Source organism: Sulfitobacter sp. SH24 (genome assembly GCF_965641895.1).
GTDB classification, from domain to species: domain Bacteria; phylum Pseudomonadota; class Alphaproteobacteria; order Rhodobacterales; family Rhodobacteraceae; genus Sulfitobacter; species Sulfitobacter dubius.
On the sequence record NZ_OZ282575.1, the window covers coordinates 218,287 to 235,933 of the forward strand.

General features: G+C 62.2%; 19 protein-coding genes. 10 read left to right on the top strand and 9 right to left on the bottom strand.

The window, feature by feature from the left end; genetic code table 11:
- The first annotated feature begins 26 nt into the window (after nt 1-26).
- The 3 genes from accD (at nt 27) to ACSQ16_RS03430 (ending at nt 2,535) form a co-directional block, all read left to right on the top strand.
- Nucleotides 27-986: an acetyl-CoA carboxylase, carboxyltransferase subunit beta gene (accD, locus tag ACSQ16_RS03420; RefSeq protein WP_243261678.1), complete on the top strand. Its 960-nt coding sequence runs from the start codon at nt 27-29 to the stop codon at nt 984-986.
- On the top strand, nt 983-2,254 hold the full coding sequence (locus ACSQ16_RS03425) for a bifunctional folylpolyglutamate synthase/dihydrofolate synthase (protein WP_243261677.1): 1,272 nt from the start codon (nt 983-985) through the stop codon (nt 2,252-2,254). Before accD ends, ACSQ16_RS03425 begins: the two co-directional genes overlap by 4 nt.
- 95 nt (nt 2,255-2,349) lie before the next feature.
- Entirely contained in the window at nt 2,350-2,535 is a 186-nt protein-coding gene (locus tag ACSQ16_RS03430; RefSeq protein ID WP_093927430.1) for a hypothetical protein, read from the top strand.
- Between the two features lie 18 nt (nt 2,536-2,553).
- Here ACSQ16_RS03430 and zapE read toward each other — a convergent pair whose 3' ends face one another.
- The 4 genes from zapE to ACSQ16_RS03450 all read right to left on the bottom strand — a co-directional run bounded on the left by zapE (nt 2,554) and on the right by ACSQ16_RS03450 (nt 7,801).
- Nucleotides 2,554-3,612 (bottom strand): cell division protein ZapE, encoded by a 1,059-nt coding sequence (gene zapE, locus ACSQ16_RS03435; RefSeq protein WP_243261676.1) that lies wholly within the window; start codon nt 3,610-3,612, stop codon nt 2,554-2,556.
- Between the two features lie 90 nt (nt 3,613-3,702).
- Nucleotides 3,703-4,608, bottom strand: a complete 906-nt coding sequence (locus ACSQ16_RS03440) for a LysR family transcriptional regulator (protein WP_093927428.1) — start codon at nt 4,606-4,608, stop codon at nt 3,703-3,705.
- A 144-nt stretch (nt 4,609-4,752) separates the two neighbouring features.
- Complete coding sequence (locus ACSQ16_RS03445) at nt 4,753-5,694, bottom strand: zinc transporter ZntB (RefSeq protein WP_243261675.1); 942 nt, start codon at nt 5,692-5,694, stop codon at nt 4,753-4,755.
- Between the two features lie 79 nt (nt 5,695-5,773).
- Nucleotides 5,774-7,801, bottom strand: a complete 2,028-nt coding sequence (locus ACSQ16_RS03450; RefSeq protein ID WP_243261674.1) for an NADPH-dependent 2,4-dienoyl-CoA reductase — start codon at nt 7,799-7,801, stop codon at nt 5,774-5,776.
- Between ACSQ16_RS03450 and ACSQ16_RS03455 the strand changes: the two genes are divergently transcribed.
- From ACSQ16_RS03455 to ACSQ16_RS03465, 3 genes are read left to right on the top strand one after another with little or no spacing between them, the layout of a single operon-like run.
- A complete protein-coding gene (locus ACSQ16_RS03455) occupies nt 7,800-7,958 on the top strand; it encodes a hypothetical protein (protein WP_317405450.1) in 159 nt (52 codons plus the stop codon). The genes ACSQ16_RS03450 and ACSQ16_RS03455 overlap by 2 nt on opposite strands.
- A gap of 24 nt (nt 7,959-7,982) precedes the next feature.
- Complete coding sequence (locus tag ACSQ16_RS03460) at nt 7,983-8,465, top strand: RNA pyrophosphohydrolase (protein WP_243261673.1); 483 nt, start codon at nt 7,983-7,985, stop codon at nt 8,463-8,465.
- Nucleotides 8,462-8,944: a hypothetical protein gene (locus ACSQ16_RS03465; protein ID WP_243261672.1), complete on the top strand. Its 483-nt coding sequence runs from the start codon at nt 8,462-8,464 to the stop codon at nt 8,942-8,944. The genes ACSQ16_RS03460 and ACSQ16_RS03465 overlap by 4 nt, the downstream gene beginning before the upstream one ends.
- A gap of 29 nt (nt 8,945-8,973) precedes the next feature.
- Here ACSQ16_RS03465 and ACSQ16_RS03470 read toward each other — a convergent pair whose 3' ends face one another.
- The 3 genes from ACSQ16_RS03470 to nth are packed head-to-tail and all read right to left on the bottom strand — an operon-like array spanning nt 8,974 to nt 11,197.
- Nucleotides 8,974-9,567, bottom strand: coding sequence for a GNAT family N-acetyltransferase (locus ACSQ16_RS03470; protein ID WP_243261671.1), 594 nt, complete (start codon nt 9,565-9,567; stop codon nt 8,974-8,976).
- Entirely contained in the window at nt 9,567-10,556 is a 990-nt protein-coding gene (locus ACSQ16_RS03475; protein ID WP_243261670.1) for an adenosine kinase, read from the bottom strand. The genes ACSQ16_RS03470 and ACSQ16_RS03475 overlap by 1 nt, the downstream gene beginning before the upstream one ends.
- Nucleotides 10,553-11,197 (bottom strand): endonuclease III, encoded by a 645-nt coding sequence (gene nth, locus ACSQ16_RS03480; protein WP_243261669.1) that lies wholly within the window; start codon nt 11,195-11,197, stop codon nt 10,553-10,555. Before nth ends, ACSQ16_RS03475 begins: the two co-directional genes overlap by 4 nt.
- 109 nt (nt 11,198-11,306) lie before the next feature.
- Here nth and ACSQ16_RS03485 point away from each other — a divergent pair, with 109 nt between their 5' ends.
- Nucleotides 11,307-12,209 (top strand): methylated-DNA--[protein]-cysteine S-methyltransferase, encoded by a 903-nt coding sequence (locus tag ACSQ16_RS03485; RefSeq protein ID WP_243261668.1) that lies wholly within the window; start codon nt 11,307-11,309, stop codon nt 12,207-12,209.
- A 99-nt stretch (nt 12,210-12,308) separates the two neighbouring features.
- The gene (locus tag ACSQ16_RS03490) at nt 12,309-12,965 is read left to right on the top strand and encodes an OmpA family protein (protein ID WP_243261667.1); all 657 of its coding nucleotides are present in this window, start codon (nt 12,309-12,311) and stop codon (nt 12,963-12,965) included.
- 59 nt (nt 12,966-13,024) lie between these two features.
- Here ACSQ16_RS03490 and ACSQ16_RS03495 read toward each other — a convergent pair whose 3' ends face one another.
- Nucleotides 13,025-14,062, bottom strand: a complete 1,038-nt coding sequence (locus ACSQ16_RS03495) for an NAD(P)/FAD-dependent oxidoreductase (protein WP_243261666.1) — start codon at nt 14,060-14,062, stop codon at nt 13,025-13,027.
- Nucleotides 14,063-14,119: 57 nt separating this feature from the next.
- Between ACSQ16_RS03495 and mnmD the strand changes: the two genes are divergently transcribed.
- Together mnmD and ACSQ16_RS03505 are read left to right on the top strand one after the other, a co-directional pair.
- Nucleotides 14,120-14,794, top strand: coding sequence for a tRNA (5-methylaminomethyl-2-thiouridine)(34)-methyltransferase MnmD (gene mnmD / locus ACSQ16_RS03500; protein WP_243261665.1), 675 nt, complete (start codon nt 14,120-14,122; stop codon nt 14,792-14,794).
- On the top strand, nt 14,791-15,669 hold the full coding sequence (locus ACSQ16_RS03505; RefSeq protein WP_093927417.1) for a DMT family transporter: 879 nt from the start codon (nt 14,791-14,793) through the stop codon (nt 15,667-15,669). Before mnmD ends, ACSQ16_RS03505 begins: the two co-directional genes overlap by 4 nt.
- On the opposite strand, the gene ACSQ16_RS03510 is transcribed toward ACSQ16_RS03505, so the two are convergent.
- Nucleotides 15,634-17,598, bottom strand: coding sequence for a lytic transglycosylase domain-containing protein (locus tag ACSQ16_RS03510; protein WP_243261664.1), 1,965 nt, complete (start codon nt 17,596-17,598; stop codon nt 15,634-15,636). The two genes, ACSQ16_RS03505 and ACSQ16_RS03510, sit on opposite strands and share 36 nt — an antisense overlap.
- Between the last annotated feature and the right edge of the window lie 49 nt (nt 17,599-17,647).

Here is a 17,647-nt window from a genome sequence, read left to right on the forward strand (position 1 = left end):
GACGGAACCACAGCAGAGGCCTGCCAATGAACTGGATCACAAACTACGTCCGCCCGCGAATCAACTCGATCTTCTCGCGCCGCGAGACGCCGGACAATCTGTGGACCAAGTGTAATGAATGCGGCACTATGCTGTTTCACCGCGAGTTGTCGGACAATTTGAACGTCTGCACCAACTGCGGCCACCACATGCACATCAGCCCGCGTGCGCGGTTCAAAGCGCTGTTCGACGGTGGTATCTTTAGCGAGGTGAAGGTGCCTGCGCCGACACCCGACCCGCTGCATTTCAAAGACCAGAAACGCTATCCTGATCGGATGAAAGCCGCGCAAAAGCAGACGGGTGAGCATGAAGCCATGCTGGTCGTCACAGGTGAAATGGGCCGCACGCCGATCGTTGCCTGTGCGCAGGATTTCTCCTTCATGGGCGGTTCCATGGGCATGTATGTCGGGAATGCGATTATTGCCGCTGCCGAAGAGGCCGTGAAGCTGAAACGCCCGCTGGTCCTGTTCTCCGCCGCCGGTGGCGCGCGGATGCAAGAAGGTATCCTCAGCCTGATGCAGATGCCGCGCACCACGGTTGCTGTGCAGATGCTGAAAGAGGCCGGGCTGCCTTATATCGTCGTGTTGACACATCCGACCACGGGCGGCGTCACCGCGTCTTATGCGATGCTGGGCGACGTACATATCGCGGAGCCGAACGCGTTGATCTGTTTTGCTGGCCCGCGCGTCATCGAACAAACGATCCGCGAAAAGCTGCCCGAGGGTTTCCAGCGGGCCGAATACCTGCTCGACCACGGGATGCTTGACCGGGTGACCAAGCGGACGGAAATGCGCGATGAGTTAATTACCATCACGCGGATGTTGATGGGGCTGACGCCTGCGGTGCGGGGCGATCTGCCCGCCCCTGAAGAGGTCGAAGTGGCCGAGGCCGCTGCCGCCGTTCAAGCCAGTGCCGATCTGCCCGTCGAAACGCCCAAAAAGAAATGAGCACGCCTTCATCGGACGTCATCCTTGAACGGATGATGGCGCTGCACCCCAAAATCATCGACCTGACGTTGGACCGGATGTGGCGGCTGCTTGAGGCGTTGGGCAATCCCCAAAACGACCTGCCGCCGGTTATCCATATTGCCGGAACCAATGGCAAAGGGTCGACACAAGCCATGATCCGCGCGGGGTTAGAGGCAGCTGGCAAGACAGTTCATGCCTATACCTCGCCGCATTTGGCGCGGTTTCACGAGCGTATCCGGGTGGCGGGGCAGTTGATCTCAGAGCCTGATTTGGCTGCTGTGCTGGATGAATGTCACGCCGCAAACAACGGCGAAGAGATCACCTATTTCGAGATCACAACCTGTGCCGCGATCCTCGCCTTTTCGCGGGTGCCTGCCGATTACACGCTATTGGAAGTCGGGCTTGGCGGGCGGCTGGATGCAACCAATGTCGTTAATCCGGTGTTGACGGTAATCACACCCGTTTCGGTCGATCATCAGCAGTATCTAGGCGACACATTGGCAGAGATCGCAGGCGAGAAGGCCGGGATCATCAAGCGGCTGGTGCCCTGCGTGGTTGGCCCGCAGGAAGAGATCGCGCTTGAGGTCATCGAAGGCCGCGCCGCGAAACTTGGCGCACCGCTTTTGGCCTATGGGCAACAGTGGCATGTCGGCCCAGAAGCCGGGCGCATGGTCTATCAAGATGAGACCGGGTTACTTGATCTGCCGCGCCCTAATTTGCTGGGTGCGCATCAGATCCTGAACGCCGGTGCCGCGTTGGCTGCCCTACGGCACTTGGGCATCGGACCAGAGGCTTGTGAGGCTGCGGTAACTCAGGCACAATGGCCCGCACGGATGCAGCGTTTGTCTGACGGGCCGCTGGCGGGCAAAGCGCCCGAGGGCGAGCTTTGGCTGGATGGCGGACACAACCCCGCGGCGGGGCAGGCCTTGGCCGCTGCGTTGGCAGAGATGCCCAAGCGTCCTACGCATCTGATCTGTGGGATGTTGAACACCAAAGACATCGCCGGGTACCTGCGCCCCTTGGCTGCCGAGGCCGCGAGCCTTACTGCTGTTTCCATCCCCGGAGAAGCGGCAACTCTGCCCGCCCAAGCGACGGCGGACGCGGCCCGAGAGGTAGGGTTTGAGACGGCCGAAGCCGAAAGCGTCACCGCTGCGTTGGAAGCGATTATCGCCCGCGAACCCCATGCACGTGTGTTGATCTGTGGCTCACTCTACCTTGCCGGTAGCGTGTTGCGGGAAAGCGTCTAATTAACCATATTTGGTGGCCCGGCTGCTGTGTGATGCAGATATGGTGTATCTTGGTGAAAGGAAGTCTCCCCTTTCGAATTTGACCGAGGTGTCCCATGCGCAATTTTATTCAGTCGGCGCGTCACGATCAGGACGATGCACGGAAATATCAATTTATCTTCATGGCCATAGGTGTCGCAATTATCGCGGGCGGCCTGTGGTGGCTTTATGAGGTTGAACGGCCTTATCACCCCATCTTACAGGGCAACGACCTGCACATGCAGTCGGTCGGCGATTCCTGATTTAAGATTGGTGGGCGGTTAACGCCCCCAATCCTCACCTTGCATTTCGCGCAAACGTGACGCGGTGCGTTCAAATTCGAACGTGCCTTCGCCTTCAGTATAAAGCATTTCTGGGGCCGCTGCTGCAGAGCAGATCAACCGGACCTTCGCTTCGTAGAGCGCATCAATCAGGGTGACGAAACGCTTTGCTTCGTTAAAGTTTGAGCGGCCAAGGCTGGGGATATCGTCTAGCAGTAGCACACGCACATTCTGCGCCAGCGCAAGGTAATCCGCAGCCCCCAGCGGCTGTCCGCAAAGCGCGTGGAAACCGGCGCGGGCCATGCCGTTGTGAAAAGCGGGAATCACCACCTCGCGGCCTTTGACATGCAACGTCAGCGGCTCGCCCTTTGTTCCTGCCAGATCGTCCCAAACCGCATCCATCGCGGCGCGGCTTTCCGCGTTCACTGGGGTGAAATAGACCTGCGAGCCCGCCAGCCGGTCTTGGCGGTAGTCGGTGGGGCTGACCAATTCATGCACCACCATCCGCTCTTTGATCAACTCGATAAACGGCACAAAGACTTCGCGGTTGATGCCGTTTTTATACAAATCGTCGGGCAGGCGGTTGGAGGTCGTGACGACCACGACCCCAGCGGCGAAGAGTGCCTCAAACAGCCGGCCCACGATCATCGCGTCGGTGATGTCGGTGATCTGCATTTCGTCGAAAGCAAGCAGGCGCACGCTCTCGGCCACGTCGCGGGCAACGGGCGCGATGGCGTCATCCACCCCGGTCTTGCGGACCTCATGCATAGCGTTGTGGATTTCTTGCATGAAGGCGTGGAAATGCACCCGCCGTGCAGGGATGTCGGGCAGATGCGCCACAAACATATCCATCAGCATCGACTTACCGCGCCCCACGCCGCCCCAAAGGTACAGGCCCTTGGGCGGTTCGGGGGCTTTGCGGAAAAAGCTCTTCTTCGGCGGGTTGGCCAGAGCATCGCGGATGCGGTCAAACTCCGCCATCACGGTTTCTTGGGCCGGATCGGCCCTGAGTTTGCCCTCGGCGACAAGCTGGGCATAGGTCTCGCGCATATTTCTCATGGCGGGAGAGATAGCGTGCTGCTGGGGGATAGGAAAGGTGGACTTGTGGAGATGGCCCGGCGCCTGCGGCTTGATTCCGGGCCTGAGCGTTTACCAGTCCGTCGGACCCTTCTCGGCGAACTCATGCACCAGAAAGTCGATAAAGGCGCGGACCTTGGGCTGGGTGAACCGGCCCGGGGGATAGACGGCATAGATGCCTTGGGTCTCCAGCGGCAGTTCGGGGATTGCGTCTTCTACCAAGCCTTTTTCCATCGCCTCAGAGTACAGAAAGCTCGGCAAATAGGCGATGCCCAGCCCCGAAATCGCGGCGTTAAGCAGGCTTTGCCCGTCATTGACCGACAGCCATCCTGCGGTACGGACCTGCCGCTTTTCCCCCGAAGGCGCGGTCAGTTTCCAGACATTGCCCGAGGATTGGTTCGAGTAATGCAGCAGCTTGTGGTTGTTCAGATCGTCGATCTTTTCCGGGCGGCCATATTGCTCGAAATACTTCGGGCTGGCGATCATACGTTTGGTGGTCTCAGTCAGCTTGCGCGCGCGCAGGGTGCTGTCTTCCAATTCCCCAATGCGCACGGCCATGTCGAAGCCTTCTGAGATCAGTTCCACATAGCGGTTGTTCAGCACCATATTCACTGTGATGTCAGGGAAATCCGAGAGGAAATCCGACAGCGCGGGGGATAGATGATTCACGCCAAAGTCTGTTGCCACCGAAATCCGCAGCAGGCCCGAGGGTGCGGATTGCATCGAGGTGACAAGCGCATCGGCTTCGCCTGCGTCGTTCAGCACTCGGCGGGCGCGGTCATAGTACGCAAGGCCAATCTCGGTAGGTGAGACGCGGCGGGTTGTGCGGTTGAGCAGCCGCGCGCCAAGGCGGGCCTCTAGCGATGACACATGCTTTGAAACAGCGGATTTTGAGATCCCCATCTTCTTGGCAGCATCGGTAAAACCACCCTGATCCACAACTGTGGCAAACGCTTCCATTTCCGTAAGGCGGTCCATTGCCTGTCCCTTCGCATTAAACTTGTTGGGATCAGCTATGGGCTGCAATTCGGGCAGGATCGGGGCAGAGGCAAGACAGTCCCGTGGTCTTTGCGGGGATCGTTCATGGCATGGAAACGGCAGAACAATCGGTTTCCACTGGGTTCAGAGCCAGCGCAGCCATTTCAGAACCGCCAGCATAATCGCGGCAAGGCCGACCATGGCAAGGCACAGGATCGCAAAGGCACGCGGATCATCGACGCCCGGCATCCCGCCCACGTTCACGCCGAAGAGCCCGGTCAGAAATCCCAAGGGCAGGAAAACGGCAGCAGCGATGGACAGCACATAGCCATGCCGCGCTTGGCGTTGCGCCACTTGGTTGTCGTGCTCGTCTTGGACGGTAACGATGCGTTCTTGAAGGGCGTCCAACTCCTCCACCACGATGGCGGTGCGGTTGGCCAGTTCGCGCAGTTTCATCGAATCAACATCCGGCACCAAGGGCAGGTCCAACTGCGCGAGCCGCTCCAGCGCCGCACGCTGCGGGGCGAGGTAGCGCTCCAGTTTGATCGTGCTGCGGCGGGTGACTGGCAGGTCTTTCGGCGGCGGGGTGCTAAGGTCTTCGAGATCGGTCTCATAGAATGCCGTGCGGTCCGCCAGCCGGGCAACCTCGGTCTGGACCCGTGCGGTCAGCCTGGAGACCAGCGCCTCCAAAAAGGCAGAGGGCTGGCGTGGGGCATTGTTTTGGGTGGCAAGCGTGCGCAGCTCATCAATGGCAAAGACCCGGCGCATCCGCACCGTGATCACCACCGCATCCGTGACCCACATGCGGATTGAGACCATCTGATCGGCCTGCTGCCCTTCGTTCAGGTTGATGCCGCGCAGATTGAGGATCAGACCTTCCTCATACTCGTCACAGCGCGGTCGGGTTTCCGGTTGCAGCAGAGCGCCTGCCGGAATTTCCGGCAAATGTTCGGCCAGCCACGGTTCCAGCGCCGGATCGGCCATGTCGTAATGCCACCAACGGTAGCGCGCAGGCCCGGTTAGATGGCTATCTTCGGGCACCGAGGTGGTGCCGTCATCATATATGTCGAAGACGCAGAGGGGCATAATCACCTATGGGCTGGCAGACGCTGCGGTGATTTTGCGGGTTGCGCGCGCCGGGTGCAAGGGCGCGCGCACCAAGGGCTTAGAGGGCAGAGGCCAGGCGTGTGCCTTGATTGATCGCGCGTTTCGCGTCGAGTTCTGCGGCCACATCCGCACCTCCGATGACGTGACAGGGGGTGCCACGGGCCTCCAGCGTGTCGGCAAGGCTCCGGTCAGAGAGTTGCCCGGCGCAGAGGACGATGGTGTCGGCCTCGATCAGCGTCGGCTTCTCCCGCGTCTCGCCAAAGGAGATGTGCAGGCCGGCTTCGTCGATCTTCTCATAGTTCACACCTGCGATCATCTGCACGTTGCGCATGGTGAGTGAGGCGCGGTGGATCCAGCCTGTCGTCTTGCCCAAACCTTTGCCGGGTTTGCTGGTCTTGCGTTGCAGCATGGTGATCTGCCGCGCAGGCGCGGGGGGCTGTGGCCCTTCGGGGGCCAGCCCGCTGCGATGCTCGCCCGGATCGGTGACGCCCCATTCGCGCATCCATTCTGGCAGGTTCAGCGTGCTGCTCTCGCCATCGTGCACCAGATGTTCCGACACGTCAAAGCCGATCCCGCCCGCACCGATCACGGCGACGCGCTGGCCGACCTTTGCCGTGCCGTTCAGCACATCAATGTAGCTCACGACATTGCCGCCGTCTTGCCCCGGAATTTGCGGATCGCGAGGCACCACGCCGGTGGCGATGATCACCTCGTCAAAGCCGCTGAGCGCATCGGCGGTGGCTTCGGTCTCTAGCTGTACGGTCACGTCATGGACCTTGAGCATGGTGCGATACCAATCGACCAAGCCCCAGAACTCCTCTTTCCCCGCCACTTGCTTGGCGAGGTTGAGTTGCCCGCCGATCTCGCTCGCGCGGTCTATCAAGGTGACCTTATGGCCGCGTTCGGCAGCCGTGATTGCGGCGGACAGGCCAGCAGGGCCAGCGCCCACGACGGCCACAGATTTCGCCGCCGCTGCCGGTTCAATCCGCAACTCCGTCTCATAGCAGGCGCGTGGGTTCACAAGGCAGGTGGAGATCTTGCCGCCGAAAGTATGATCGAGGCAAGCTTGGTTGCAGGCGATGCAAGGGGCGATCTGGTCGGCCTTGCCTGCCTTGGCTTTGGCGAGGAAGTCGGCATCTGCCAGCATCGGGCGGGCGAGGGAGACCATATCGGCGCAACCTTCCGCCAGCACCTCTTCGGCGACCTCGGGTGTGTTGATCCGGTTGGAGGTAATGAGCGGGATGCCCACCTTGCCCATCAGCTTTTTCGTCACCCAAGAGAACGCCGCGCGGGGGACAGAGGTGGCGATGGTGGGGATGCGCGCCTCGTGCCAGCCGATGCCGGTGTTGATGATATTGGCGCCCGCCTTCTCGACCTCTTGGGCCAGTTGCACGACCTCCTCAAAGGTTGAGCCGTTGGGGATGAGGTCGATCATCGACAGCCGGTAGATCAGGATAAAATCTTCGCCCACCGTTTCGCGCACGCGGCGCACCACCTCCAGCGGCAGGCGCATGCGGTTTTCATAAGACCCGCCCCAGCGGTCCTCGCGCTTGTTGGTATGGGTGACGAGGAACTGGTTCAGGAAATACCCCTCTGACCCCATGATCTCGACCCCATCATAGCCCGCCTCCCGCGCGCGCAGGGCGCAGGCGGCGATGTCACTGATCTGTTTCTCGATGCCTTCTTCGTCGAGCTCCTTGGGCGCGAACATGGAGATGGGGGATTTGATCGCGCTCGGGGCCACGCATTCGGGGGTAAAGGCATAGCGGCCCGCATGCAGGATCTGCATGGCGATCTTGCCGCCCGCTTCATGCACCCGCTGGGTGATGATGCTGTGGTTGTCCACGTCCTTTTGGCTGACCATCATCGCCGCGCCATGGGCCACGGCACCTTCGCGGTTCGGGCCGATGCCACCGGTGACCATCAGCCCCACATCACCCCGCGCCCGTGCCGCATAGAACTCCGCCACGCGGTTCCAATCGCCGGTCTCTTCCAGCCCGGTGTGCATCGAGCCCATCAGCAACCGGTTCTTCAGCGTGGTAAAACCAAGGTCGAGCGGGGCAAGCAGGTGGGGATAGTCGGACATGGCTTTACCTTTCTGGGTGGGCTGGGTCACTGTGACACCATCGGAAACGGCAGGGCAAGTCACGCGAAACGCGGCGTCAACGATGCCGGTGCCGAAACGTCAAAGCCGCAATGTGACCGCTTTGAGCCGCGCCGTGGTCGTGCTAACTCCCTCGTGAACGCCATTCAGGAGACCTGCCCTCATGACCCCCGAAGAGATTGCCAAACTGCCCTACCGCCCTTGCGTCGGCGTGATGCTGGTGAATGCCGATGGCGAGGTCTTTGTCGGCCAGCGGCGCGACCGGGATCAGGACGCTTGGCAGATGCCCCAAGGCGGGGTCGACAAGGGCGAGGCCGCGCGCGATGCGGCCCTGCGCGAGTTGGAGGAAGAGACCGGCATTCCCCGCGATCTGGTGCGGATCGAAGCCGAGACCTCACGCTGGCTGCCCTATGAACTGCCCCATGAACTGGTGCCCAACATCTGGAAGGGCCGCTACCGGGGGCAGGAACAGAAATGGTTCCTCATGCGTTTTCTAGGGCAGGACGATCAGGTTAATATCCAGACGGCCGAGCCTGAATTCTCGGAATGGCGTTGGATGCCCGCAGATCAACTGGTCGCAAATATCGTGCCGTTCAAACGTGCGGTCTATGCGGCGGTTCTTGAAGAGTTTGAGGAGAAGTTATGACACGGATCATCGCCTGCGCCCTCGTCACTTTGGCCCCACTGCCTGCGCTTGCGCTCAGTTGCTTGCCCCACTCAGTCGAGGCGACCTATCAACGCGCGGCCAAGGCCGAGGAAAGCTATGTCGTGGTGCAGGGGCGTCTGACCTTTGACGCGAGCGCCCTGCCGAAGGGCGGCACCATCGGGATCAACCCGCCCGAAGAGACGCCGATCCGGGCACAGATCAGCGGCAAGGCGCTGTCGGAAGAGGGCTTTGACGTGCCCTTTGACCAGCCCTTGATGCTCAACGTTCTGTGTTTCGGCCCGTGGTGCGGCTCTGCCGAGGAAGGGGACGTTCTGGCCTTTCTCGAACGCAAACCGGATGGTGCCTATGCACTGGAAAGCAACCCCTGTGGGGGCGACCTTTTCGGCTCTCCGAAACCTGTTATGGTCGACAAGGTGATCGCCTGTTTCCAAGGGGCGGAGTGCACGCCGGTTCGGTGATCCGGCGGTAGTTTTACCCTTCGCTGTTCCTACCCTTCGATAAGTGGCACTTGCGGCGCCGCATCGCGCGGCAGCAGGCCGGTCAGGCGCGGATCATCGTCGATCTCGACTTGACGGCTGACGGGGGTGAAGCCTGAGCGCATATAAAAGCCAAGCGCCTGCGGGCTGTCGTTGGTGCAGGTGTGCAGGTGCAGCCGGTTGATTGGTTTTTCCCATGCCAGCGTGATCGCTTGGTTCATCAGATACCGCCCTGATCCGCTGCCGATCAGCGCCGAGGTCAGCCCGAAATAGGCCAGCTCGCAGCTGCCATCTTCGGCGAAGTTCAGCTCGAGCAGCGCCTCATCCTTGCCATCGCGGGTCAGCGTGTAGAAGTCTCGCGCCGGGTCTTGCAGCAGCGCAGAGAGGGCCGCGTCATCCAGTTTGAGCCGCCCGTACCAGAGCCAATCCATCCCGACGCGCCGGAAAATGTCGCGAAACCAGTCGAGTGTCGGTGTGACCTTTTGAAAGGTGACTCCCTCTGGCAGGGGCACCTCCCGCAGGCTGGGTTTGGCGTCCATTTCCAAATGGGTCACCACCACCGCAAATTTGCCGGGGGGAACATCGTGAAAGCCGCTTTCAATCATCAAACCAGCCCTTCGGCCTTGAACAGGGCCATGATGTCGGTCTGCGGGCGAGGGCCGATGTGGCGGATCACTTCGCCCGCGCAGATATTGCCCATGCGGCCACAGGTCTCCAGATCGCGGCCCGTGGCAAGACCATAGAGGAAGCCCGCCGCGAATTGGTCGCCCGCGCCCGTGGCATCTACCGGCACGACCTTTTCAACCGGCACGTCGACACGTTCCTCGCCCCGCACCAGCGTGACCCCGTCGCCCGACCGGGTGCAGACCACCAGCGGGCAAATCTCAGCGGTTTTGGCCAGTGCGGCTTCGGTGTCGTCGGTCTCCCAAAGGGCGCGAATCTCGGCTTCATTGCCGATCACATAGCCCAGATCGTTTTCGATCAGCGCGAGGAAGTCGTCGCGGTGACGCTCCACGCAGAAGGGATCGGAGATGGCGATGCCCGCCATGCCGCCACCCGCCGTCGCCGCGCGCGCGGCCTCACGGAACGCGGTTTTGCCGGCGTCATGGTCAAAAAGGTAGCCTTCGAGGAACATCAGCTTGGCTTTCTCCGTCACCGCCTGCGGCACATCGGCCGAGGTCAGCCCGGTCGAGATGCCGAGATAGGTGTTCAGTGACCGCTCCCCATCCGGCGTGACAAAGATCATGCAGCGCGAGGTGGGGTTCTCCCCCTCGGCCACGGGGGCATTCACGAAATCGATGCCGATATCGGTCATCGCCTTGGCATAGAACTGGCCCAACTCATCATCGCGCACCCGGCCGATGAAGGCGGTCTTGAGGCCCAGCGCGCCCGCGCCGGCGACGGTATTGGCGACTGAGCCGCCCGGCGTCTGCACCCGGTCTTGCATCGTGGCATAGAGGTCTTCGGCGCGGTCGCGTTCGATCAACTGCATGATGCCTTTTTCGATGCCGTTATCGGCAAGAAAATTGTCATCGGCATGGGAGATCACGTCGACGACGGCGTTGCCGATGCCAACCACTTCGTATTGGGTCATTCTGTCTTGTCCTCGTATTGGCACAGGTCTCGGATGATACAGGTGCGGCACAGCGGTTTGCGTGCCTTACAATGATAGCGGCCATGCAGGATCAGCCAGTGATGGGCATGGCGCTGGAAATCAGCGGGGATGTTGTCTTCGATAGCGCGCTCGACTGTGTCGACGGTTTTGCCCGGCGCGATGCCGGTGCGGTTGCCAACGCGGAAGATATGCGTGTCCACCGCCTGCGCGGGCTGGCCCCACCACATGTTGAGCACAACATTCGCCGTTTTGCGCCCCACCCCCGGCAGCGATTGCAGCGCCGCGCGAGAGTTCGGCACCTCGCCGTCGTAGTCATCAACAAGGATTTGGCTTAGTTTGATGACGTTCTTGGCTTTCTGGCGGTAGAGGCCGATGGTCTTGATATGCTCAATTAGCCCCTCAACCCCCAGATCCAGCATCTTCTGCGGGGTGTCGGCGATTTTGAAAAGCTCGCGCGTGGCTTTGTTGACGCCCGCATCGGTCGATTGCGCGCTCAGCGCCACGGCCACAACCAGCGTATAGACGTTCACATGCTCCAACTCGCCCTCGGGCTCAGGCTCTGCCTGTTGGAAGCGTGCGAAGATCTCGCGGATGGTATGATAATCAAGTTGGCGGGCCATGGCTCTGGGTATGCGATGAATGACGCGGCAGGGCAAGCGGGGGCGGGCTGCGATACATTGGCGCAAGAAACGGGTCGCGCGGGGGCAGGGGCGTGGCTAATCTAGGGGCATGACACAGATCGCACAGATATCCCCCGCGCCCGAAGATCAGGGTTACCACTATCAGGTGATGCGCCGCGCCATCGCCCTGATCGACGAGGCCGAAGATCCCAAGCAACTGGACTGGATCGCCGGGGAAATGGGCATGTCCGCCGCGCACTTCCAGCGGCTGTTCTCGCGCTGGGTGGGGGTGTCGCCCAAGCGCTACCAGCAATATCTGATGCTGGATCAGGCCAAGGTCATGCTGCGCGATCACTTCACCACATTGGCGGCGGCACATGAACTGGGGCTATCAGGCAGCGGGCGGTTGCATGACCTGTTCCTGCGCTGGGAGGCGATGAGCCCCGGTGAGTTCGCCCGCAAAGGCGCTGGGCTCACAATCCATTGGGGGTGGTTTGACAGCCCCTTCGGCCCGACACTGGTGATGGGCACCGACAAAGGCATCTGCGGCTTGGCCCTATCGTCGGAGGTGGGAGAGGACGCAGCGATGGAGGACCTTTGCAGCCGGTGGCCGCTGGCCGATTTCGTCGAAGCACCCGACCGGCTGCGCCCATGGGTCGACACCGCGTTTGGGATGCAGAAAGACCCCGAGGCCAAGGCACCGCTTTACCTCATCGGTGCGCCATTTCAGATCAAGGTCTGGGAGGCGCTGTTGAGCATCCCCTCGGGGCAGGTGACCACCTATTCCGAGATTGCGCAGACCGTCGGCAGCCCCCGTGCCGTGCGCGCTGTAGGGACCGCCGTAGGACGCAACCCGGTGAGTTGGTTAATCCCTTGCCACCGCGCATTGCGCAAAAGCGGGGGCTTGGGCGGCTATCACTGGGGGTTGCCGGTAAAACGGGCGATGCTGGCCTTTGAATCCGCGCGGGCAGAAGCACAAACTCCCCCATCTGGGCGGGTTTCTGCCGAATAACGGTTATATGTAATGTTCGCGGGAACATTGAGTGCCTATATTGCGTTCACGTCAAGATGCCCCGCCCGAACGGGGCCCGCAAACATGAAGGCAGTAGACATGATTTCTTCGAAGATGACTTTGGCCGCCGCACTGGCCGGCGCGATGACACTGGGTGCGTGTACGCAGCCACTGCAGCCCGGCAATGGCGATCCCAACCAGCGGACCAAGAATGGCGCTTTGATCGGTGCGGGCGTCGGGGCCCTTGCTGGCGCGATTTCTGAAGGTGACGGCAAAGGTGCCCTCAAAGGCGCATTGATCGGTGGCACCTTGGGCGCGGGCGTTGGTTACTCGCTCGACAAACAAGAGGCAGAGCTGCGCGCCGCGATGGACAGCCGTGTGGTTATCACCAACACTGGCGACCGTCTGATCGTGACTCTGCCGCAGGATATCCTGTTCGCGACCGACAGCACCAGCGTATCACCCGCATTGCGTGACGATCTGGCCGCATTGGCGCAGAACGTGAACATCTATCAGAACTCCACCCTGCAAGTTGTCGGCCACACCGACAGCGATGGTGAAGCGGCCTACAACCAGCAGCTTTCCGAGCGTCGTGCACAAGCCGTGGGTAGCATTCTGCTGTCCAACGGCGTGCCGCAGCAGCGTTTGCAGACATTCGGTCGCGGCGAAAGCCAGCCGGTGGCAAGCAACCTGAGTGCCGCAGGCAAAGCGCAGAACCGCCGGGTCGAGATCGTGATCCTGCCCAACGCGCGTTAAGCCGCGACCCTTTGGGAGCGGTATTGAACCCCGGTCACTGGCCGGGGTTTTTCTTTGGCCTAGAGGTTGTCTTCGACCCTAAAACCCTCGGGGATGGCATCGCGCCCTTCGAGCAGAAGATCGGCCATCACCTCTGCCACTTTGGGGGCCATGCCGAACCCGATTTTGAACCCGCCATTGGCGATATACTGCCCCGGCCTGCCGGGCCATGCGCCCAACATCGGCGCGCGGCTGCGGCTGCGGGGGCGCAGCCCGGCCCAGCGTTCGATCACCGGCGCGTCTTGCAAGGCGGGCACCGCCGCGCGGGCCTTGGCGATCACCACGTCAAGCTGTGCATCGGTGCTGTTGGGGGTGTCATATTCTCTCTCAGTCGTGCCGCCGACAGCCACCGTGCCGTCCAAATGCGGGATCACATGCACCCCATCGGCAAAAAGCTGCGCCGCGCCGCCTTGGTCGAGCTGCAAGAGCGCGGCTTGGCCCTTGATCCCTGCGCCAACCAGACGCGGGCGGCCCGCATTCAGCGTCTCCAGCCCCGCGACGCCGGTGGCCCAGAGGGTCTGGCCCGCCTCGGGGGCTTCGGCCACAATCTCAACGCCTCTCACCGCCAAGGCCGCCACCAGCGCCGCGCAGGCTTGGCGCGGGTGGACGAGGGCGCTCAGCGTATCGTGGATCAGCCAGCCGGTGGGGCTGTGCGGGGCCCAATCGCGATCCTCGGCGCGGATCAATTCCCAGCGGGCACGGCCCTGCCATAGCTCGGCTGCCGTGTCTTGCCGTTGCCGCGCCAGCGCGAGCGCCGCGTCATCCGCCACCGGCTGCAACCGCCCGCTGCGGATATAACCCGGGGCGTGACCGCCCACGGCCTCCACCTCGGTCCAGAAACCATCCGCGCTGAGCAGGCTTTCAAGCTGAAAGGCTTTCTTGGCGTTCCAATTCTCCGGCACATGCGGCGCCAGCGCGCCCACGATCCCGCCCGACGCGCCTGCTGCCGGACCTGCCGGATCGACCACCCGCACCGCCGCACCGCGCCGGACGCAGGCCCAAGCCACCGACAGGCCGAATATCCCGGCCCCTCTTACGGTTACATCCACCATTGCCATTCCCCGCCAGCTTGCGCAGTGTCTGCGCGACTTCTTCCCCCTCTAACAGGACGTACCGTGCCAGACCAGAATGCCCAGATCACGTGGCGCGCGGGCCAAGTGCCCGTATCGACCCAGTTCGATGATCCCTACTTCAGTCTAGAAGACGGCGCGGCGGAAACGGCCTATGTCTTTCTGGCGGGCAATGACCTGCCAGAGCGTTTTCGCCCCGGTTTTCACATTGCGGAGCTTGGCTTTGGCACCGGGCTGAACCTGCTGCTGGCGTGGGACGCATGGATGCGCGCGGGCCACCAAGGGCCGCTGCATTTCACCAGTTTCGAAGCCTACCCCATGCGGCCCGAGGATATGGCGCAGGCCCATGCGGCCTTTCCGGCGCTCGACGGGCGGCGCGATGCGCTGACGGCGGCGTGGGATGGCACGGGTGGCATGTTAGAGCTGCCCGGCCTGCGCGCCGAGATCATCATCGGGGACGCGCGGCAAGCCCTTCCCGTTTGGCAGGGGCGGGCCGATGCTTGGTTCCTCGACGGGTTCTCCCCTGCCAAGAACCCGGAATTATGGGGCGATAACCTGATGGCCGAGGTGGCGCGCCACACCGCGCCCGGTGGCACTGCCGCGACCTATACCGCTGCTGGCTTCGTTCGCCGTGCACTCAGCGCGGGTGGTTTCGAGGTGACCCGCTTCCCCGGCTATGGCCGCAAGCGCCACATGACCCGCGCGCAGATGCCAGTATGAGCCAGTCTAACAACATCCCGCTCGGCATCATGCTGATGATCGCCACGACGATGGTTTTTGCCGTCCAAGACGGCCTGTCGCGCCATCTGGCTGAGAATTACAATGTGCTGATGGTGGTGATGATCCGCTATTGGTTCTTTGCCGCTTTCGTCATCGCGCTGGCGCTGCGCAAGGCGGGTGGCATCCGCAAAGCCGCCGCGACCACCCAGCCTGCGGTGCAAATCCTGCGCGGCGTGCTGTTGTCGGCGCAGATTTGCACGATGGTGCTGGGGTTCACGATCCTTGGGCTGGTGGAAAGCCATGCTGTGTTCACCTGTTATCCACTGCTGGTGGCGGCGCTCTCGGGCCCGATCTTGGGTGAAAAGGTTGGCTGGCGACGTTGGGCCGCGATTGGTGTGGGGTTCATCGGGGTGCTGGTGATCCTGCAACCCGGGCTTCGGGTGGTGGACCCTGCCGCCGCGATCCCACTTGCGGGGGCGGCAATGTTCGCGGTCTACGGGCTGTTGACCCGCTATGTCGCGCGGCGTGACAATACGGCAACCAGCTTTTTCTGGACCGGTGTCACCGGCGCGGCTGTGATGACCGCTGTCGGCGTCTGGTTTTGGGAGCCGATGACGCCGGGCAACTGGCTGTTGATGGGCACGCTCTGCATCACCGGGGTCACGGGTCACTGGCTGCTGATCCGCTGTTATGAGGTGGCCGAGGCGAGCGCCGTGCAGCCCTTCGCCTATACGCAGCTGATCTTTACAGTGATCATCGGCCTGTCGGTCTTTAACGAAGTGCTGCGTCCCAGCGTGGTTCTGGGTGCAGGCATGATCGTGGCGGCGGGGCTGTTCACCCTATGGCGCGAACGCCTTCAGCGTCGACCCGGTTAACTCTTCGCTAAAGGGGATCGGCAGCGGGTCTTTGCCCAGACGGGCGCGGTAGACGGGCAGGCTTTCCGTCACCCGCATGACGTAGTTCTGCGTCTCGCGGAAGGGGATCATCTCAATCCAGTCGACGATGTCGATCTCGCCTTTGCGTGGATCGCCATAGGTCGACATCCAGCGGCGCGGGCGGCTGGGGCCTGCGTTATAGGCCGCCGACATCATGGAGACATTGCCGTCGAAAAGCCCGGCCATCTGCGACAGATAGGTCGCGCCTAGGCGGGCGTTGTAATCAGGATCGGCGATCAGACGATCTGTCGTGTGCTGGCTAGAGATGCCCAGATCGCGCGCCACGTCTTTTGCCGTGGCCGGCATGATCTGCATCAACCCACGCGCGCCGACACCGCTTTGCACGTTGGGATCAAACTCGCTTTCGCGGCGCGCGATGGCGAGGGTCATTTCGGTGGCCATCGGCAGGTCTTTCTCGACCAGACTGTGGAGCGCATAATAGGGGGCGGGCACTTCCAACCCACGCTGCGCCGCGCGTTTGCCGATCATCACGGCGATATGTGGCTGGCCCACGTCGATGGCGGCTTGGCCCAACAGGGCGAGGTCTTCGGGCACGAGTTGTTCTGCGAGGTGGGTCCAGAAACGCTCCGCCGTGGAAAGCTCGCCAGAGGCCTGCAACAATAGCCCGGCTTCGAACAACGGCGCGCGGGCCAGCGGTGAGGTCCGCCATTCCTGCGTAGGCGCAGTGCCTTTCAGGCTTTCGTCAAAAGGAATACCGCCCCGCTCAGCGGCCAGCAATCCGTAGAACGAAGTCTGGAACTTTGCCCCCATGGCATAGGCCCGGGCGGCCCCTTCGGCATCGCCCATCGCCTCCAGCGCGCGGCCCTGCCAGTATCCGGCGCGGCCTTGGCTGATGGGGGATTCCACCGCGCCATCATGCTTTTGGAAGTGGCCCAGAGCGGTCGTCGGGTCATCCAGAAAACGTAAGGCAATATAGCCTGAAAGCCATTCGAGATCGGCAAAGTCCGACCCGCTGGTTAGAAAATGCTGCGATGCGATCTGATAGGCGATTTTGGGGTCGCCATTGCGCATTTCATCGCGCGCCATGGCACGGCGACGGTTAGACCATTTGGGCGGCTGACCGAGGGCTGCGGCAGAGGTAGAGCGCTGTAGCAGCAGGGCTTTGGCATCATCGCCAAACCCTTTGCGGATACGCCATTCAAAGCGGTCATGCGCCAACCCCGGCGCGTCAGCTTTGGAGGCGGGCAGCGCGTCGATCTTGGCGTTCACATCGCTTTCCAGCTTTTGCAGGGCGATGCGGGTCTCGGCCAGTGCTTTGTCGGCGCTTGGGACCAGATCGAACATCTGCCGCGCTTCGGAATGCTCGCGCTGCCAGAGCATCTCTTCCAGCCGTGCCGCGTGATGCGGGGCCAGAAGGCTGCCATGGGCCCCGACAAACAACGCCTGACTGGTGGCGTTCATCGGCATGGTGCGCCACGCCAAAACGAGGTTCGCCTCGGCCTCGCCGCGCTGGCCGCTGTCGATTAGCGCCTTGGCATGGGCCAGCACCCCGCGCGGGGTCTGCGGAGCCATGGCCGAAAAGAACGCCAGTATGTCGCTGCCGGATTGCTCGATCACGGCCTCTTCGGTTTGCTTGCGCAGGTACTCTTCGCCCGGCCAATCGGGCCTGCGGGCGAGAAAATCTCGTGCCTCCGCATAGCTGCCCCGCCCGGCGCGGAGCCGGTGCCATTCGATAACGTCAACGGCGACCTGCCCATCCCGGGCGGCCAAGGCCGCAGCCGCGTCCCAATTGCCGCTGCGCATCGCATCCATCGCCCAGCCCAAAGGGCGCGGGCGCTGCGCTTCGGCAGGCACGGTCAGGACAAAAATACTTATGAGGATCGCCATCAGGCGCGTCATCGCTTGCATTTCCTACGTCTCCGGGGCTAGAGCCTTGCAACATATGGCTCGAGCGACG

Coding starts and splice junctions, on each gene's coding strand:
- ACSQ16_RS03440 (WP_093927428.1), bottom strand. CDS start 4,608: ATGGACCGCCTTACGGAAATGGAAGCGTTTGCCACAGTTGTGGATCAG.
- ACSQ16_RS03510 (WP_243261664.1), bottom strand. CDS start 17,598: ATGCAAGCGATGACGCGCCTGATGGCGATCCTCATAAGTATTTTTGTC.
- ACSQ16_RS03475 (WP_243261670.1), bottom strand. CDS start 10,556: ATGACCCAATACGAAGTGGTTGGCATCGGCAACGCCGTCGTCGACGTG.
- ACSQ16_RS03425 (WP_243261677.1), top strand. CDS start 983: ATGAGCACGCCTTCATCGGACGTCATCCTTGAACGGATGATGGCGCTG.
- ACSQ16_RS03470 (WP_243261671.1), bottom strand. CDS start 9,567: ATGATTGAAAGCGGCTTTCACGATGTTCCCCCCGGCAAATTTGCGGTG.
- ACSQ16_RS03445 (WP_243261675.1), bottom strand. CDS start 5,694: ATGCCCCTCTGCGTCTTCGACATATATGATGACGGCACCACCTCGGTG.
- ACSQ16_RS03505 (WP_093927417.1), top strand. CDS start 14,791: ATGAGCCAGTCTAACAACATCCCGCTCGGCATCATGCTGATGATCGCC.
- ACSQ16_RS03460 (WP_243261673.1), top strand. CDS start 7,983: ATGACCCCCGAAGAGATTGCCAAACTGCCCTACCGCCCTTGCGTCGGC.
- ACSQ16_RS03485 (WP_243261668.1), top strand. CDS start 11,307: ATGACACAGATCGCACAGATATCCCCCGCGCCCGAAGATCAGGGTTAC.
- ACSQ16_RS03465 (WP_243261672.1), top strand. CDS start 8,462: ATGACACGGATCATCGCCTGCGCCCTCGTCACTTTGGCCCCACTGCCT.
- ACSQ16_RS03490 (WP_243261667.1), top strand. CDS start 12,309: ATGATTTCTTCGAAGATGACTTTGGCCGCCGCACTGGCCGGCGCGATG.
- ACSQ16_RS03495 (WP_243261666.1), bottom strand. CDS start 14,062: ATGGCAATGGTGGATGTAACCGTAAGAGGGGCCGGGATATTCGGCCTG.
- accD (WP_243261678.1), top strand. CDS start 27: ATGAACTGGATCACAAACTACGTCCGCCCGCGAATCAACTCGATCTTC.
- zapE (WP_243261676.1), bottom strand. CDS start 3,612: ATGAGAAATATGCGCGAGACCTATGCCCAGCTTGTCGCCGAGGGCAAA.
- ACSQ16_RS03430 (WP_093927430.1), top strand. CDS start 2,350: ATGCGCAATTTTATTCAGTCGGCGCGTCACGATCAGGACGATGCACGG.
- ACSQ16_RS03450 (WP_243261674.1), bottom strand. CDS start 7,801: ATGTCCGACTATCCCCACCTGCTTGCCCCGCTCGACCTTGGTTTTACC.
- ACSQ16_RS03455 (WP_317405450.1), top strand. CDS start 7,800: ATGGCTTTACCTTTCTGGGTGGGCTGGGTCACTGTGACACCATCGGAA.
- nth (WP_243261669.1), bottom strand. CDS start 11,197: ATGGCCCGCCAACTTGATTATCATACCATCCGCGAGATCTTCGCACGC.